The following is a 14736-nucleotide window of genomic DNA, read 5'->3' as shown; positions in this document are numbered from 1 at the left end:
TATTCTTTGCGATCATGCGAGCCCTCTTCCCAGGATCCTTCGACCCGATCACCCAAGGGCACCAGGACGTTCTCCGCCGCGCCGCCCTCCTGTTCGACGAGGTCGTCGTCTGCGTGATGTTCAATCCGAACAAGACCGGCCGCTTCCCCATCGCCGAACGGCTGACCGGACCGGCCGCGCGGCAGCGGCCGACCTGGGCAACGTCACGGTCGACTCCCACACCGGCGGCCTGCTGGTCGACTACTGCCGCCGGGTCGGCATCGACGTCGTCATCCGCGGAGTCCGCGGCGCTGCCGACCTGGACTACGAAATGCCGATGGCCCGCATGAACCACGAACTGGCCGGAGTCGAAACGCTCTTCATGGCCGCAGACCCCGACCTGGCCCACATCTCCTCCACCCTCGTGACCGCTTTGGGTGAACAGCAGCGTGTCCCGACCGATGAGGTGAGCTAGCTTCTTCCCTCGGGTGAGGGCGGCAGTCGAGTACCTTCAAGCCCTTGCACGAGACCGCGCGCGGTTTCCCGCAGCTCGTCGCTGAAGGCGAGGGGCTGCAGCGTTTCCGGGTCCACCCGGACCTGGACCCGATGGCCGTGGGCATGGACACAACGGCCGTCTTCGGATCTCACCTGGAACTCGTACACCACGCTGGTGCGGCCGAGCCGTGATATCCGGAACCGCACGCCCACGTCCCCCGTGCCCCGAATCGGCTCCTCGTATGTGACGAGGAATTCACGTACGACGAGATGGGTGTCGGGATATCGCGAGCGATCAGGATCCATGCTCCAGCCCTGTTCCTGCCAATAGGCCCCGATGGCGCGTTCGACGAAGAGTGCATGGCGCGAGTTGTGCACCATTCCCATGGGATCCAGGTCGTCGAAATGAACCTGGACCGGTCGGGTGTGTCCCGCTTCGGCGGGCAGTTCCTGCATGACCTGTTCCCCCTGCTGCCTCGTCTCCCAGGTCCGGGGCGAATCGGCGCCCTGCCGCAGTTGACCGCGGCGGCCGGGGGGCCTGCATGAGCAGCCGGTACTCAACTCGGCGGACCGTTCGCGCGCCCCGCACGCCGGTTCGAGCACCGGCTACTGTGACCGGCATGCATGCGATCGAGTTTCGTCTGGCTCCCTACTCCTGCGGGGGCCAAGGCGTGGGCGAAACGCCCTTTGTGCTGGAATTCCTGGTGGACGGGGTTCCCTTCCTGGAACTGGTACACAGGGCGGAGCTTCCCGATGCGCTCGCAGAACAGGGTGAGCGGGCCGCCGAGTTCGCACCGGACCCCTCTCCGCTGCTCGCCGGCGCGTACGCATATCCGGTTGCCCTCTCCGCCCGGCACCTGCTCGGCGGCGAACCCGACCGAGTGCCCCACGGCACCGGGCCGGGAGAAAAGCTGCTGTTGTCGTGCACGTGCGGAATCGACGACTGCTGGGCGTTGACGGCACACATCACGGTCACGGACACCACCGTGACGTGGTCGGGCTTCCGCAACAATTCCCGGGACTGGAACTACGATTCCCTCGGCGTCCTGGCCTTTTCCCGGCCGCAGTACGAAGAGTCGCTCCGCGCGGCCCTCGACGCCCTGTCGGCGCCCCGGTCCTGATGCGCGCCCGCGGCCGCTTCCAGGCGCTCCGGTTACGCCGCTGAACGGCCCGGCAGGTCATGCCCGTTGCCCGGGCGGCCGACGGCCCGGCAGCCGCCGACGACACACCACACGGAGGGGAACCCCATGGAGAACGAAGCGATACGAGCCGGCGTGGACCTGCTGGAGCAGGCATGCCACCTGCCGCTGGAGGACGAGCGGCGGCGCCTGCTGGAACAGGCGGCCAGCGACCTCGTCCGGGACGGGCGGCGCCGTCGGCGTGCCGCGAGACGGGCCGTCCGGGCGGCGGCCGACGCGAAGGTGCTGGCCACCACCGCGACCGGAGCGCCCGACCGGATCATGGATGCGGCACTGTCGGCCGAGACACCGCCCCGATCGGGCCTGTCCGTGCACGAGTACGTCCAGGAACCCAGCGGTCCCGGTGCAGTGACCCGCCGGCCGCCGGGCCGCGCACCGGACGGCGACGGGCCGCCCAGACTGCTCAACCGCCCACAGCGCTGCTACGTCTGCAAGAACCACTACCGGCAGGTCCACCACTTCTACGGCCAGCTGTGCCCCGGCTGCGCGGAGGACAACCTCACCCGGCGCACCGCCCGGACCGATCTCACCGGCCGGCGTGCCCTGCTGACCGGCGGGCGGGTCAAGATCGGCTTCCACCTGGCACTGATGCTGCTGCGCGACGGAGCCGAACTCACCGTCACCACCCGCTTCCCCCAGGACGCGGCGAGCCGCTTCGCCGCGGCGCCCGGGGCCGCCGACTGGTGGCACCGACTGCGGATAGCCGCGCTGGACCTGCGCGACCCCAGGCAGGTGCTCGCCCTCACCGACCAACTGCTCGGCCAGGCCGCGCCCCTGGACATCCTGGTCAACAACGCGGCCCAGACACTCCACCGGTCCCCCCGGGCGTACCGTGCGCTGGTGGCGGCGGAGGCCGCCGCCGTCGGGAGCGGCCGACCCTCCACCGCGCCGGAGATCTGGACCGCGCCGGGATTCACCGTTCCCGGATCGCACGCCGCAGCACTCCCTCTGACGGCGGAACTCGCCGCGCGCCCCCGGGCGTCCGTCGCCCTGACCGGCTTCCGCAGTGCGACCGAAGGCGCGCTCGCCGTGGACCCGGACCCGCAGGAGCGCACCGATGAGGCGGGGCTCCTGCCGGAGACGGGCGACAGCAACTCCTGGACCCTGCGGCTCGGCCAGGTCGAACCGGCCGAACTCCTCGAAGTCCAGCTGGTCAACGCCGTCGCACCGTTCCTCCTCGCCGACCGCCTGCTGCCCCTGCTGGAGGCGTCGCCGCACCCACGCCGCTACCTGATCAACGTCTCCGCCGTCGAGGGCCAGTTCGCCGCCCGCAACAAGACGAGCGGTCACCCCCACACCAACATGGCCAAGGCCGCACTCAACATGCTCACCCGTACCAGCGCGACGGACCTGGCATCCCGAGGCATCCACACCTGCAGCGTGGACACCGGCTGGGTCACCGACGAGAAGCCGATGCCCGCCCGGGAGCGGCACGCAGCCACGGGGTGGCGTCCGCCCCTGGACGTCATCGACGGCGCTGCGCGCATCTACCACCCCATCGTGCAGGGGCAGGCCGGCAGCCCCATCCACGGCGTCCTGCTCAAGGACTACCGCCACGTCGCCTGGTGACCTGCCCGCGGGCGTCGGTGTTGTGGGCGGGCGGCGCCGCGCGCGGCCACGACCGGATCCCCGTCCCGATCGCTGCCGCGCCGCTGTGAAGGTTCGTCACTTCGCCGGTCAGCAGCCGCCGGAGGAGGCGGCGGCGCCGATGGTGAGGGTGGTGGGCGCCGCGCAGCAGCCGCCACCGGTGGCCTCGGCGGCCTCGGGCTGGTCGAAGAGGCCCGAACCACCGCAGACGCCGGACTCGGGGAGGGTGAGCTCGACGCGTTCGGCGGCCTCCATGTCACCGGCGAGGGCGGCGGCGATGGAACGGACCTGCTCGTATCCGGTCATGGCCAGGAAGGTCGGGGCGCGGCCGTAGGACTTCATGCCGACGAGGTAGACGTCCTTCTCCGGGTGGGCGAGCTCGCCCGCACCGTGCGGGTAAACGGTGCCGCAGGAGTGCTGGTTCGGGTCGATCAGCGGGGCCAGCTCGGTGGGCGCCTGGAGACGCTCGTCCAGGCCGAGGCGGAGCTCGTCGAGGAAGGTGAGATCGGGGCGGAAGCCGGTGAGGACGATGACCTCGTCGACCGGGTCCAGGCGGCGGTCGTCCTCGGCGACGAGGACGAGCTGTTCGCCGGACTTCTCCACGGCGGTGGTGCGGAAACCGGTGACGGCGTCGGCGTAGCCGTGGTCGACGGCGGCCTTGGCGGCGAGGCCGAGGGCGCCGCGGGCGGGCAGCTGGTCGGCTGCGCCGCCCCCGAAGGTGGACCCGCTGATGCCGCGCCGCAGGATCCAGGTGGTGTGCGTGCCGGCCTCGTCCTTGGCCAGGTCGGCCAGGTAGGCGAGCGCGGTGAACGCGGAGGCACCGGAACCGATGACGGCGGTGCGCTTGCCGGCGTAGCGGGCGCGGGTGGCCGGGTCCTTCAGGTCCGGGACGCGGTACGAGATCCGGTCGGCAGCGGAGCGCTCTCCCAGGGCGGGCAGGCCGTCACCGCCGATGGGGCCGGGGGTGGACCAGGTGCCGGAGGCGTCGATGACCGCGCGGGCCGTCAACCGTTCCTCGCTGCCGTCGGTGTGTGCGACGTGGACGGTGAACGGCTGGGTCTCGCGGTCGGCGTCCACGACCCGGTCGCGGCCGAGGCGGGAGACGCCGGTGACGCGGGCGCCGACGCGGAGGCGCGCGCCCAGGACGGCGGCCAGGGGCTGTAGGTACTGCTCGGCCCATTCGCCGCCGGTCGGGTACGCGGCCTCGTGCGGCTTCACCCAGCCGGTGGGGGCCAGGAGCTTCTCCGCGGCCGGGTCGACGACCTCACCCCAGGTGGAGAACAGGCGTACGTGGCCCCAGTCCCGCACGGCGCTGCCGGCGACCGGTCCGGCTTCCAGGACCAGGGGCTCGATGCCCTGGTCGAGGAGGTGTGCGGCGGCGGCCAGGCCGATGGGGCCGGCTCCGATGACGACGACGGGCAGCTCGATGTCGGCAGGCGCGTTCACGGTCGACTCCTCGTGTTTCGACATCTGTCGATGTCTTGTGCGGCCAGCATGGCATTTGATTCGATGAGCGTCAACATAGACATTCATCGAATCTGTAGATCGTTTGATGGGCCGGCTGGTTCGACATGTGTCAACATAGACACATGTCGAATGTGAATGTGCTGCCGCTGCTGGAGCCGGACGCTGTCGTGCCGTGCTGCCCGCCGCTCGCCGAGCGCCCGCTGACCGCGGACGAGGCGGAGCGCACGGCCACGATGTTCAAGGCCCTGGGTGACCCCGTGCGCCTGCGGCTCTTCTCCGCGGTGGCTTCGCACGAGGGCGGCGAGGCGTGCGTCTGCGACATCTCCGACGTGGGTGTCTCCCAGCCGACCGTCTCCCATCACCTGAAGAAGCTCAAGGAGGCCGGACTGCTCTCCTCCGAGCGGCGCGGCACCTGGGTCTACTACCGGGTCGAGCCGGCGGTCCTCGCGGCCATGGCCCAGCTCCTGACCCGCGCAGCCGGCGTGTAGGGCGCGCTGGTCGGGTCAAGCCCGGGTGAGCCGATCACCCGCACCTCCGCGCGCCGCGTCATGCCGAGGGGGCTCCGGCGGTCCCGGTCCTGCCGCGCAGGAAGATGACCGCGACCAGGGCCAGGCCGACGACGGCACCGGCGAGCTGGGCGCCGATGAAGCCCGGGACCGAGGCGGGGGCGATGCCCGCGAAGGTGTCGGTGAACGCGCGGCCGATCGTCACCGCCGGGTTCGCGAAGGAGGTGGAGGAGGTGAACCAGTAGGCGGCGCCGATGTACGAGGCGACGGCGACGGGCGCGAAGCGCAGGCGGTCGGTGCGGGCCAGGCCGAAGATCAGCAGGATCAGACCGGCCGTGGCCACGACCTCGCCGAGGAGGAGATTGCCGGCCGAGCGGTCGTGGGTCGACCACTTGACCAGCGGTTCGCCGAACATCGCGTCCGCGAGGATGGCGCCCGCGATCGCGCCGGCGATCTGCGAGGGCACGTACACGGCCAGCTCGCGAGCGGTGACACCGGCGCCCCCGCGGCGGGCGGTCCACCACTCGGCCAGGGTGACGGCCGGGTTGAAGTGGGCGCCGGAGACGGGGCCGAGGAGGGCGATCAGTACGCCGAGGCCGAAGACGGTGGCGGTGGAGTTGGCCAGCAGCTGCAGGGCCACGTCCTGGGTGAGTTCGGTGGCCTGGATGCCGGAGCCGACCACCACGGCCACGAGCGCCGCGGTGCCGACGAGCTCGGCGGCGGCGCGGGCGATCAACGGGGTCCGGGGCGGGGTCGCACCGGGCGCGGGTCGGGGTACGTCGGCGGCGGCTGTGCCGGAAGCCGCTGCGGGGGCGGCGCCGACGGGCTCGGTGAAGGACAACGGTTCTCCTCGGGCAGGTGAGGCGAAAAGCGGGCTGGGGGTGTCTTGTCGATCAGGCCGGATCGGGGAGACCCCGCGAGCCCGGCATGATCGGCAAGACACCCCCTAGGAGCAGGACCGCTTGAGGTTCGCCTCGGCGGTGGTGCGGGCGGTCCGGGCGAGGTCGGCGAACTGGCCGGCCATGGCCTCGATGACTTCCGGGCGCAGGCGGTAGTAGACGTACCGTCCGCACGGCTCCGTATCCACGAACCCGGCCTCGCGCAGGACCTTCAGGTGGTTCGACAGGTTCGTCTGCTTGGCACCCGTCTCCTCCACGAGATGGGTGGTGCAGAGCGTCTCCTCGGCGAGGAGGGTCACGATCCGGAGCCTGAGCGGGTCGGCCAGCACCCGGAACAGTTCAGTGTCGACTGACGTCATCATGGGCTGATACTTTCACATCACTCGGCCCTGATGTCAGCCTGGGCTGACCTCTTGGAGACCGTCGCCATCGGCCGGCCCCGCAGTTGACCCCACCCCAAGGAAGAACGATGTCCTCCACTCCTGTCGCGTCCGTGCTGTTCGTCTGCATCCACAACGCAGGCCGCTCGCAGATGGCCGCGGGCTTCCTGCGCCACCTCGCCGGAGACCGCGTCGAGGTGCGCTCCGCGGGCTCCGTCCCCGGTGACCGGATCAACCCCTCCGCCGTGGCCGCCATGGCCGAGCTGGGCATCGACATCTCCGACCAGACGCCCAAGGTCCTCACCCCGGAGGCCGCGCAGGCGTCCGACTACATCATCACCATGGGCTGCGGCGACGCCTGCCCGTACTTCCCCGGCAAGACCTACCTCGACTGGCAGCTCGAGGACCCGGCAGGCCAGGGCGTCGAGGCCGTCCGCCCCATCCGCGACGAGATCAAGGGCCTCATCGAGGGACTGATCGCCGAGATCGACGCGAAGCCGAACCCCTGAGCCGAAGGGGCGTGGCCGGGACACCACGGCCGTGGAGGGTCAGGCCAGCGGGGTGGCGCTGTATCCGGCTTCCGCGATGGCCTCGACGATCCGCTCTGCCGGGAGCGGGCCGGTCAGTTCGACCACCGTGCGTTCCTTGCGTACGTCGGTGGTACTGGAGGTGACGCCGGGGAGCTCTTCGACCTCGTCGTCGATGAGCAGGCCGCAGCTGTTGCAGTGCATGCCGGTGACGGCGAATTCCATGCGGATGGTCACGAGGTCGTCTCCTGGGTGGCGGTGGTCCGGGGGTCCTGGGCGGCCGGCTGCCGGAAGGTGATCTGGCCGCCGTACATGCCCATGCCACAGGTGTAGTCGAGGCGGCCGGGCGCGTGGTTCCCGAGGTCGATGGTGGTGGTGCCGGTGGTGGGGAGGATCTTCTGGATGCCCAGGTCGGGGATGACGAAGGCGCGGATGCAGCCGCCGGTGTGGTCGGTGGCGACGACGAGGGTGGTGGGCACTCCGGCCGTCGCGGTGATCGCCGCCGGTGTATAGGAGGTCGTGCGGGCTCGGACGGTGATGGTCTGACTGCCGTCCGGGTGCGTCACCACCGCCTGAGCGGCGCCGGCTTCCGCTGCGACGGCGGGAGCCGTGGCGGTGGGCCACCAGCCGCCGAGCCGCAGGCCGGATCCGAGGGTCCAGACCGCGACCAGCAGAACCACGACGGCTGTGACCAGGGTGAGCCGTCCCTGCCACAGCTTGGCGGCGGAGCGGAGGAAGAAGCCGAGCACGGCGAAGAGCGGACCGGTGCCGAGGACGAAGCCGGCCATGACCGCGGCCCCGGTGAGCGCGGATCCCGAGGTGACGGCGATCAACTCGACGCTGAGGGTCACCCCGCAGGGGATGAGGACGGTGAGGAAGCCGAGGACGGCCGGGGTGGTGACGGCGGTGGACTTCGCCGAGCGGCGCACCCTCCGTCCCCAGGAAGCGGGCGGGCGCGGCACGAAGCGCCGTACGGCCTTCACGCCGAACATGTCGAGCGCGAACAGCACCATCAGGACACCGGCCCCGATCAGGAGCGCCGCCTGGGTGCGGGGGCCGGGCTGGACGGCGGCGCCGAGCAGGCCGAGGGCGGCGCCGAGCAGGGTGTGGGAGACGAGTTTGGCGCCGAGGAACGCACCGACGGGCGCGAAGAGCCCGCTGCGTTCCCATGCTTCGGCGGACCATCGAGTGGCGCGGCGGCCGACGGCGCCGGCGAGGAGGCCGCCTTGGACGGCGGCGCAGGAGGCGCCGCCCGCGAAAAGACCGGTGGTCGCACCGGTGACGAACAAGGTGGTGCTGGAGGCCATGGAAGAAGCTCTCTCATCTGCGTCGTGAGCAGGATCGTGGACATGCCGAGGCCACCCGCCGCCGGAGAAGGCAGGGCGGGATGGCGGAGGGCTGTCTAGGTCCGGCTGATGCAGAGGAGGGATACGGGATCAGGCGCCCGTGGCCGGGCGCACCCGACGGCCGATGCCCAGGACGCGGGCACCTGGTCGGTGGGAGCCGGCGGCAGAGGTGAAGCCGGGGGAGAGGCGAGTACCACGGCCCCCTGGACGTGTGCCGAGGCCAGCGGACAGTCCATGGCCATGGCCGGGCACTCGCCGCCCATGCCGTCGGTGACCGTCTCTCCGCGCGGCATCTTCGCCATCTCGGCCATCTCGGCCATCTCGGCCGTGTCGGCCGACGAGGCGGTGGCAGAGGCGGATTGCGGTAGGTGCGGGCTCATCGGGCCGGCCTGCCCCGCGCCCCACATGAGGAACCCGCACGCCAGCAACAGACCTGCCACCAAAGGGGCGACGGTCGCAAGGCACCGGCGGGCGGAACGGGAAGGCACGGGGCGATGCTACCCAGCCGCCGGACGGGACCCTCACCCGCCCGCTCCGCAGGGCCGTGCCGGTGCCCGTGCGGCGGCACGACGAAGCTCCGGCCGTTCAGGGTGACCTGGGAAGGTCACCCCGTTCAACCGGAGCTTCGTCATCTACGTGGCGGGCCCAGAACCGGCGAGCGACTGCGCTATTGCTTGCGTCGTTGCAGGATCCACCGGTGTACGGGCGGTGTCAGGGCCGCGCCTACGATGAACCCGAGCGTGACACTCCGGCTTGCCACAACGATAATTCCGATAACTGCGCACAGAACTATGCCGGTCACCACCAGGCCCGTGACCCTGGCACGCGGGGACAGCTGCTTCAGCCGGCTCACAGTCGAGAAAGTCACCAGATATGTGGTGGATCCAAAAGCGGCCGACGCCAGAGCGGTCAGATAATTCACTCCGCAACCTTTCAGAATCGGAAGCCGGAATGTCTCTCTCCGGCCGCTAAGGTCGGCAGCGGCAGCGGTCCCTTTTCGGGCGCACTTGGCCGCCGGTCAGCTTACCTGCAGTATCCGTCGCCGCCGCTGCCGCTGTAATAGCCGCTTCCGGCCAGGGCTGCCGCCGGCGAAAGGACCCCGAGTCCCGGGTTGACCTTGATCTTGACGCATCGATCGGTCGCTACCGCGACACCCGCGAACCCCGCGAGGCTTCGGCCACCGACGACCGCGGCCGGGTGAGAATGCCAGGACACGACGGTTCCGCCGAGGGCGAGGACCTTGGTCTCGTTCTTGTTGAAGTACACGGTGCCGGTGATGATGCCCCAGGTGTAGTGGGGGTCGGCCACCACGGGGAACGCGGTGTCGGGCCGGTCTGGATGGTCTGGACGAGGGTGTTGCCGTCGAGGCTGTAGCTCGTGGGGACGGCCTTGCCGTTCGCGTCCTTCGCCCAGGGGGCGTCGATGTGGCCGCGGGCGACGCGGCCTGCGCCGCCGCGGAGGTCACGATGTCGTAGCCGCCGGCGCCGTCGGCGACCAGGGTGGCGCCCTCGGGAAGGCCGAGGTCGAAGCGCTGAGTGGTGGGGGCCTTGGCGTCCTTGAGGGTGACCAGGGCGCGGGCGCCGCCGTCGACGGTGGCCTGGGTGGCGAGGTCGGTGTGCGCGGCCGCGTTGGGGTAGACGGTGGTGCCGGCCGCCGAGGTGGTGCCCGCGGCGTCGACCGTTGCGGGTAAGGCCATCGTCACCGCGGAGCCGTCGGAGGCCGCCACGGTCACCCGTCCTTCGGCGCTGGCCGGGGTGGTGACGGTGACGAGCCCGCGGCCGTCGCCAGGACCGTGCCCGTGGTGCTGTCGGGGGCAAGGCCGGTGGTACCGGTGGCGTTCTGCACTGCGGCCATGGCCTTGTCCGCCGCACTGAAGGTGGGACCGCCGTCTGCAGCAAAGGCCGGGGCTGCAGTTCCGGCTATCAGCGCCGTGGTGAGCAGTGCGGCATGAACCGAGTTCTTGAACTTCAAGTTATTTTCCCTGATCGGATGAGTGTCGATTTCGGTGGAACAGAAGGAACACTATCGATCTTCACAGGATGATCAACAGATTTGAGCACTTGCTGAGGTTCCCTTCCTCGGTCACCCGCCGACGGGTCATCGGCCTGGTCCGGTCCAGCGGCCTGGGCCGACGTGCCCAGGCCGCGTTTCAAGTCATTTCTGGAGTCGTTTCAGCCACGGTGGACGGCGCGCCCATATCGCCGAATCGACTGCTTTCAGAAATGGAATCATTCATTCTTCTCATGGCGTGGCAGGAATAACCGGAATGAGAGCACCCGGCTCGGGCGTACCGCATCCACCACTCGTTTCCGGAGCGCGCGGAGCCTGGGCTTCACCGTCACACGGGAGGATGGGCACGCCGCCTCCGCTTCAGGGCGCGTACCCCTACGACCGCGAGCGCGGCAGCACAGATCCCTGCCGCCAGCCAGGGAGCCGCACGCTCGACCATTTCGGCCGGCGTAGGGGCAGGGTCGTGGCAGTCAGGGGCTGCGGGTTCCACCCGCAGTCGGGCCCAGACCTTCGACGGCATCGCCTTCTCCCGCCAGGTCACGGTGTAGAGGCCCGGCTCCGCGTCGCACCTGATGCGGACGACCGCGGAGACCCTCTTCGCTCCGTACATGACCACCGGCCGCGTGAACGCCGGCGAGGTCAACGTGACGCCTCCGTCGCCGCCCATCGCCAGGCCGTCGGTGGCCGTCATCTCCTCGCCGGCGCGCACCGACCGCACGTCCCACGGGGTCGCGGGCCACTCCACACCCGCCGGCCAGCGTTCCTCCTGCGGCTCGGGCGGCAGCTCGGAGACCCGCCTCGCGCACGCGGCACGCTCCGTCTCCTCGGCCGGAGCCACCCGGACCTTTCCCCAGAGCCGTGTGACCTCGGAGGGGTTCGGGTCCCCGCCTGATCCGATGCGCACCTCGTAGGACCCGGGCGTGGCGGTGCAGGAGATCGTCATGACCGCGGTGACGTGCGGATCATCCATCCTCATCCGGCCATCGGCGGTGAACGCTTCGGAGAAGACCCTGTCACCGTTGCCGACGGCGTCCTGCAGGCCCACCGAGACGCTGACCTGCTCTCCAGGCCGAACCGGCCGGTCGGCGCCACTCTCGAGGGGCGAGGGCACATCCGTAAGCGGAGCGGCCTGAGCGCCCTCCGCACCGAGTGACATGACCAGCGGAATCGTCAGGACTGCCGCGCCGATCCATGCCCGTAATCGCTTCATTTGTCGCCTGTCTGAACTCGTTGACGATCTTTCACACCACTGCCTACTCTGCCCTCTTCGTCGAACTGACGCACTAACACACAGCGATGACAGGCGTCATCACTGCGCTCAGGAAGCAAGTCATTGAGATCAAAATGGTTGACCGCACTCGCGCTCGGCACCAGCACCGTGCTACTCACCGCCCCCGCCGCCCTGGCGGCGTCGGCCGCTCCTTCTCCGGCCGGCACGAGGCTCCCTTCACCCCCGGCCTCGTCGTCGCCTCCCACACCCGGCGCTTCCGGCTTACCCCGCTCCACGCCCTCCGCCTCGCACCCTCCCCTTCCGTCGGCACCACCCGTATCCGCTTCCCCCTCTCCCTCAGCGTCCACCCCCACCCCCACCTCGCCCCCTGCTTCCAAGGCCTTGACCGCGGACGAGCAGTACTGGACGGCTGAGCGGATGGCACAGGCCAAGCCCATCGACGCCGCCCGCGGCGCCGGGCCCGCCAAAGCCCCATCAGCACCCGACTCGAAGGGCGCCGCACGGGCGGACGCGCCCCACGCCGCGCACTTCGACGGCCTCCCGATGGTGGGGACGTTCTTCTTCGACGGCACGCCGGTCGGTGGGAACGCCACCTACTGCACCGGCAGCGTCGTGCGGAGCAAGGGGAAGAACATGGTGCTCACCGCGGGGCACTGTGCGAACGGCCTGAACGCGGCCAAGCACCGCGTCTTCGTGCCGCAGTACCAGTTCCTCAAGATCCCGGCCAACCAGCCGTGGGGGCTCTTCACGGTCGACGAGGTCTACAAGGACCCCCGCTATCCCACGAAGGGCCAGACGAGGGATCCCGTTTCGGACCTGGACTTCGCCTTCGTCACCGTCACCCCCAACGGCAAGGGTGCGGTCCAGGACGTCGTCGGCGGCCTCACCTTCACCACCTCGACGTCGTACGACCACAACGTGACGGTCGTCGGCTACCCGTCCCACGCCAGCGACAACAGCCAGCACAAGGCCATCCGCTGTGATGTGCCGACCCGGCGGCTGCCTGGGTTCCGGCAGATGCAGATGGAGTGCGGCGGCTACTACAGCGGTGTCTCCGGCGGTCCTTGGATCAGGGGATACAACGCCTCGACCAAGACCGGAGAGGTGATCGGAAACGTCGGGGGCATGGGCGGTGGCGGCGACGTCGACTCGATCTCGTACTCGCCGCTCTACGGCAAGGACGCCCAGGACCTTTACAACGACGCCAGCAACGGCATCGGACCGGACAACGTCCATCGCGGCACCTTCCAGCCTCCGACGGACGGTCCGGTCCTGCCGGGCAGCGGCGAGACGTGGAAGCACGCCAAGCAGATAGCCTCCGGCGACTTCTCCGGCACGGGGCACAGTGACCTGCTCGTCATCTGGACCGACGGCGAGGTCACGCTCTACCCCGGTGACGGCAACGGCGGCTTCCGTCCCGAGCGGCAGCTCCTGGCACCCAACGCCGGGTGGAAGCCGGTCGCCACCGTCACCGCCGGCGACTTCACCGGCTCCAACCAGTTCGACCTGATGGTGCGCTGGGACGACGGCCGGTTGACCCTGCACGGCGACGTCGGCTCCCGCGGCCTCGACGGGGGAACCGAGATGGCGGCCGCCGGATCCATCTGGAGCCACGCCACCCAGATCGCCGCCGGTCGTTTCAACGCCGCCACCTACGTCACCGACCTCATGGTCCGCTGGTCCGACGGCGAGCTCAGCCTCTTCACCAACGTGAGCGCCGGCACCATGGGCCAGGAGTACAAGCTCAAGGACCCCAACAGCACCTGGAAGGACGCCACCCTGCTGACCTCGGGGCAGTTCTCCGGCAACCAGAAGTGGGACCTCATGGTCCGCTGGTCCAGCGGGGCGCTCAACAACTACGTCGGCACCACCACCGGCGGCCTCGGCAGCGAGCAGGCCATCCACGGCCCCAACAAGACCTGGACCCACAGCGTGATCATGGCCACCGGCCAGTACACGGGTGACGGTCTCACCAACGACCTCATCGTCCGCTGGTCCGACGGCGAGACCACCATGTACAAGGACACCCGCATGAACAACCTCGGAACCGAGATCATGATCGCCCCGCCGGCCTGACCGGCCCTGATCGCCGCCTGACGGTGGTTTCGCAGCGCAGGAATGCAGCAGCGCTGTGAGTACCGAGTGAGCTCCGCATGCGACGGGGCCGACCTGCACACGCCGGTCGGCCCCGTCGTCGATGTATGTATGTGCCGGTCGTGGGCGGGAGTACGCGCCGATCGCCCCGTCAGGGCGTCGCCGCACGCTGCCCTGCGGCCTCCCACTCCTGGTGTGCGGTGTGGACGCGGTGCCACAGCGCCGCTCGCGCGGAGGCGTCGACGTCGGCCAGGTTCAGATGGAACACGCCGGCCAGTGCGTCGTACCAGTCGTCGGCCGAGTCGATGGTCCGCTCGCACGTGCCTTCGGCGTCGATGCGGCGCAGCACACAACCGCGCAGCATGTCCACGCCCTTGGCGTCGCGGAGCTGGACCTGGAGAACCCGGACGAATCCGGACTCGGGGGACGTGGACAGCCGCTGATGCTCCGGAGCGAAGGAGGACAGCTCCACGGGCTCCGGCGCGAAGACCATCGCCGTGAAGGCGCCGCGGGGGTCATGGGTGAACCGCCAGCCGCCGGGCACCACCGACGACGGGGCCATCGCGTAGGTGAACGGCCCCTGGGTGTAGGTGCCTTCGCGCAGCGGCAGCGGCTCGTACATTCCGCCGGCGAGTCCGGTGTCGACCAGCCACCGTTCGCCGTCGATCCCGACGGTGAGCGCGAGATGGTCGCCGCCCGGGCCCTCGCGGTCCTCGATCTCTCCCTGCACCCCGGCCCGGTGCAGCGTCACGTCGTAGCCGAGAGCCGTCAGCAGTGCGGCGAAGGCGCCGTTGAGCTGGAAGCAGTAGCCGCCGCGCCCGCGCAAGATCCGGGCCACGGATTCCGCGGCGCCGATGCCCGTCGGCCGTCCCAGTTGGTTGTCGAGGGTCTCGTAGGCGACCCGTTCCACCTGTGCCCGATGCAGTGCCCACAGCACTTCGGCGGTCGGGGCCGTCGGCCGGTCCACCTCCAGCACGGCCAGATATCCGTCGACGTCGATCATGCTCCCCCTTGCC

At 70.1% G+C, this 14736-nt stretch carries 18 protein-coding genes; 7 read left to right on the top strand and 11 right to left on the bottom strand.

Annotated elements, in window-relative coordinates:
- Window positions 1-14: 14 nt before the first annotated feature.
- Window positions 15-329: an adenylyltransferase/cytidyltransferase family protein gene (locus KO717_RS37285; RefSeq protein WP_367401500.1), complete on the top strand. Its 315-nt coding sequence runs from the start codon at window positions 15-17 to the stop codon at window positions 327-329.
- Window positions 317-454: a hypothetical protein gene (locus KO717_RS03715; RefSeq protein WP_301364426.1), complete on the top strand. Its 138-nt coding sequence runs from the start codon at window positions 317-319 to the stop codon at window positions 452-454. The genes KO717_RS37285 and KO717_RS03715 overlap by 13 nt, the downstream gene beginning before the upstream one ends.
- Here KO717_RS03715 and KO717_RS03710 read toward each other — a convergent pair.
- The gene (locus KO717_RS03710; protein ID WP_301364425.1) at window positions 451-930 is read right to left on the bottom strand and encodes an acyl-CoA thioesterase; all 480 of its coding nucleotides are present in this window, start codon (window positions 928-930) and stop codon (window positions 451-453) included. The genes KO717_RS03715 and KO717_RS03710 overlap by 4 nt on opposite strands.
- A 164-nt stretch (window positions 931-1094) precedes the next feature.
- Here KO717_RS03710 and KO717_RS03705 point away from each other — a divergent pair, with 164 nt between their 5' ends.
- Together KO717_RS03705 and KO717_RS03700 are read left to right on the top strand one after the other, a co-directional pair.
- Window positions 1095-1595 carry a hypothetical protein gene (locus tag KO717_RS03705; protein ID WP_301364424.1) on the top strand — a complete coding sequence of 167 codons (501 nt, stop codon included), beginning with the start codon at window positions 1095-1097 and terminating at the stop codon, window positions 1593-1595.
- Between the two features lie 126 nt (window positions 1596-1721).
- Window positions 1722-3242: an SDR family NAD(P)-dependent oxidoreductase gene (locus KO717_RS03700; protein WP_301364423.1), complete on the top strand. Its 1521-nt coding sequence runs from the start codon at window positions 1722-1724 to the stop codon at window positions 3240-3242.
- A 108-nt stretch (window positions 3243-3350) separates the two neighbouring features.
- On the opposite strand, the gene KO717_RS03695 is transcribed toward KO717_RS03700, so the two are convergent.
- Complete coding sequence (locus KO717_RS03695) at window positions 3351-4706, bottom strand: NAD(P)-binding domain-containing protein (protein WP_301364422.1); 1356 nt, start codon at window positions 4704-4706, stop codon at window positions 3351-3353.
- A 143-nt stretch (window positions 4707-4849) separates the two neighbouring features.
- On the opposite strand from KO717_RS03695, the gene KO717_RS03690 reads away from it, so the two are divergent.
- Window positions 4850-5215, top strand: coding sequence for an ArsR/SmtB family transcription factor (locus KO717_RS03690; protein ID WP_301364421.1), 366 nt, complete (start codon window positions 4850-4852; stop codon window positions 5213-5215).
- A 58-nt stretch (window positions 5216-5273) separates the two neighbouring features.
- On the opposite strand, the gene KO717_RS03685 is transcribed toward KO717_RS03690, so the two are convergent.
- Both KO717_RS03685 and KO717_RS03680 read right to left on the bottom strand, forming a co-directional pair.
- Window positions 5274-6074, bottom strand: a complete 801-nt coding sequence (locus KO717_RS03685; RefSeq protein ID WP_301364420.1) for an aquaporin — start codon at window positions 6072-6074, stop codon at window positions 5274-5276.
- Window positions 6075-6179: 105 nt separating this feature from the next.
- A complete protein-coding gene (locus tag KO717_RS03680) occupies window positions 6180-6494 on the bottom strand; it encodes an ArsR/SmtB family transcription factor (protein ID WP_301364419.1) in 315 nt (104 codons plus the stop codon).
- 107 nt (window positions 6495-6601) lie between these two features.
- Between KO717_RS03680 and KO717_RS03675 the strand changes: the two genes are divergently transcribed.
- The gene (locus tag KO717_RS03675; protein ID WP_301364418.1) at window positions 6602-7021 is read left to right on the top strand and encodes an arsenate reductase ArsC; all 420 of its coding nucleotides are present in this window, start codon (window positions 6602-6604) and stop codon (window positions 7019-7021) included.
- 39 nt (window positions 7022-7060) lie between these two features.
- Here KO717_RS03675 and KO717_RS03670 read toward each other — a convergent pair whose 3' ends face one another.
- From KO717_RS03670 to KO717_RS03645, 6 genes are all read right to left on the bottom strand, one after another.
- Entirely contained in the window at window positions 7061-7276 is a 216-nt protein-coding gene (locus KO717_RS03670) for a heavy-metal-associated domain-containing protein (RefSeq protein WP_301364417.1), read from the bottom strand.
- Entirely contained in the window at window positions 7273-8346 is a 1074-nt protein-coding gene (locus KO717_RS03665) for an urease accessory protein UreH domain-containing protein (protein WP_301364416.1), read from the bottom strand. The genes KO717_RS03670 and KO717_RS03665 overlap by 4 nt, the downstream gene beginning before the upstream one ends.
- Window positions 8347-8441: 95 nt before the next feature.
- The gene (locus KO717_RS03660) at window positions 8442-8765 is read right to left on the bottom strand and encodes a hypothetical protein (RefSeq protein WP_301364415.1); all 324 of its coding nucleotides are present in this window, start codon (window positions 8763-8765) and stop codon (window positions 8442-8444) included.
- 643 nt (window positions 8766-9408) lie between these two features.
- Window positions 9409-9696, bottom strand: coding sequence for a hypothetical protein (locus tag KO717_RS03655; protein ID WP_301364414.1), 288 nt, complete (start codon window positions 9694-9696; stop codon window positions 9409-9411).
- A gap of 417 nt (window positions 9697-10113) precedes the next feature.
- Window positions 10114-10356: a hypothetical protein gene (locus KO717_RS03650; RefSeq protein WP_301364413.1), complete on the bottom strand. Its 243-nt coding sequence runs from the start codon at window positions 10354-10356 to the stop codon at window positions 10114-10116.
- A gap of 367 nt (window positions 10357-10723) precedes the next feature.
- On the bottom strand, window positions 10724-11371 hold the full coding sequence (locus KO717_RS03645) for a hypothetical protein (RefSeq protein ID WP_301364412.1): 648 nt from the start codon (window positions 11369-11371) through the stop codon (window positions 10724-10726).
- A gap of 636 nt (window positions 11372-12007) precedes the next feature.
- On the opposite strand from KO717_RS03645, the gene KO717_RS03640 reads away from it, so the two are divergent.
- Complete coding sequence (locus KO717_RS03640; protein WP_301364411.1) at window positions 12008-13702, top strand: trypsin-like serine peptidase; 1695 nt, start codon at window positions 12008-12010, stop codon at window positions 13700-13702.
- 169 nt (window positions 13703-13871) lie between these two features.
- On the opposite strand, the gene KO717_RS03635 is transcribed toward KO717_RS03640, so the two are convergent.
- Complete coding sequence (locus KO717_RS03635; protein WP_301364410.1) at window positions 13872-14723, bottom strand: arylamine N-acetyltransferase family protein; 852 nt, start codon at window positions 14721-14723, stop codon at window positions 13872-13874.
- Window positions 14724-14736: the final 13 nt, after the last annotated feature.

Origin of the sequence: Streptomyces xanthophaeus (assembly GCF_030440515.1) — a bacterium.
GTDB classification, from domain to species: domain Bacteria; phylum Actinomycetota; class Actinomycetes; order Streptomycetales; family Streptomycetaceae; genus Streptomyces; species Streptomyces kutzneri.
This window is presented reverse-complemented; position numbering and strand designations above follow the sequence as displayed.

Bases quoted from the DNA above. Each gene is read 5' to 3' on its own strand.
- KO717_RS03680 (WP_301364419.1), bottom strand. From the start codon at position 6,494: ATGATGACGTCAGTCGACACTGAACTGTTCCGGGTGCTGGCCGACCCG.
- KO717_RS03710 (WP_301364425.1), bottom strand. From the start codon at position 930: ATGCAGGAACTGCCCGCCGAAGCGGGACACACCCGACCGGTCCAGGTT.
- KO717_RS37285 (WP_367401500.1), top strand. From the start codon at position 15: ATGCGAGCCCTCTTCCCAGGATCCTTCGACCCGATCACCCAAGGGCAC.
- KO717_RS03700 (WP_301364423.1), top strand. From the start codon at position 1,722: ATGGAGAACGAAGCGATACGAGCCGGCGTGGACCTGCTGGAGCAGGCA.
- KO717_RS03705 (WP_301364424.1), top strand. From the start codon at position 1,095: ATGCATGCGATCGAGTTTCGTCTGGCTCCCTACTCCTGCGGGGGCCAA.
- KO717_RS03660 (WP_301364415.1), bottom strand. From the start codon at position 8,765: ATGAGCCCGCACCTACCGCAATCCGCCTCTGCCACCGCCTCGTCGGCC.
- KO717_RS03690 (WP_301364421.1), top strand. From the start codon at position 4,850: ATGTCGAATGTGAATGTGCTGCCGCTGCTGGAGCCGGACGCTGTCGTG.
- KO717_RS03635 (WP_301364410.1), bottom strand. From the start codon at position 14,723: ATGATCGACGTCGACGGATATCTGGCCGTGCTGGAGGTGGACCGGCCG.
- KO717_RS03675 (WP_301364418.1), top strand. From the start codon at position 6,602: ATGTCCTCCACTCCTGTCGCGTCCGTGCTGTTCGTCTGCATCCACAAC.
- KO717_RS03715 (WP_301364426.1), top strand. From the start codon at position 317: ATGGCCCGCATGAACCACGAACTGGCCGGAGTCGAAACGCTCTTCATG.
- KO717_RS03665 (WP_301364416.1), bottom strand. From the start codon at position 8,346: ATGGCCTCCAGCACCACCTTGTTCGTCACCGGTGCGACCACCGGTCTT.
- KO717_RS03645 (WP_301364412.1), bottom strand. From the start codon at position 11,371: ATGAGGATGGATGATCCGCACGTCACCGCGGTCATGACGATCTCCTGC.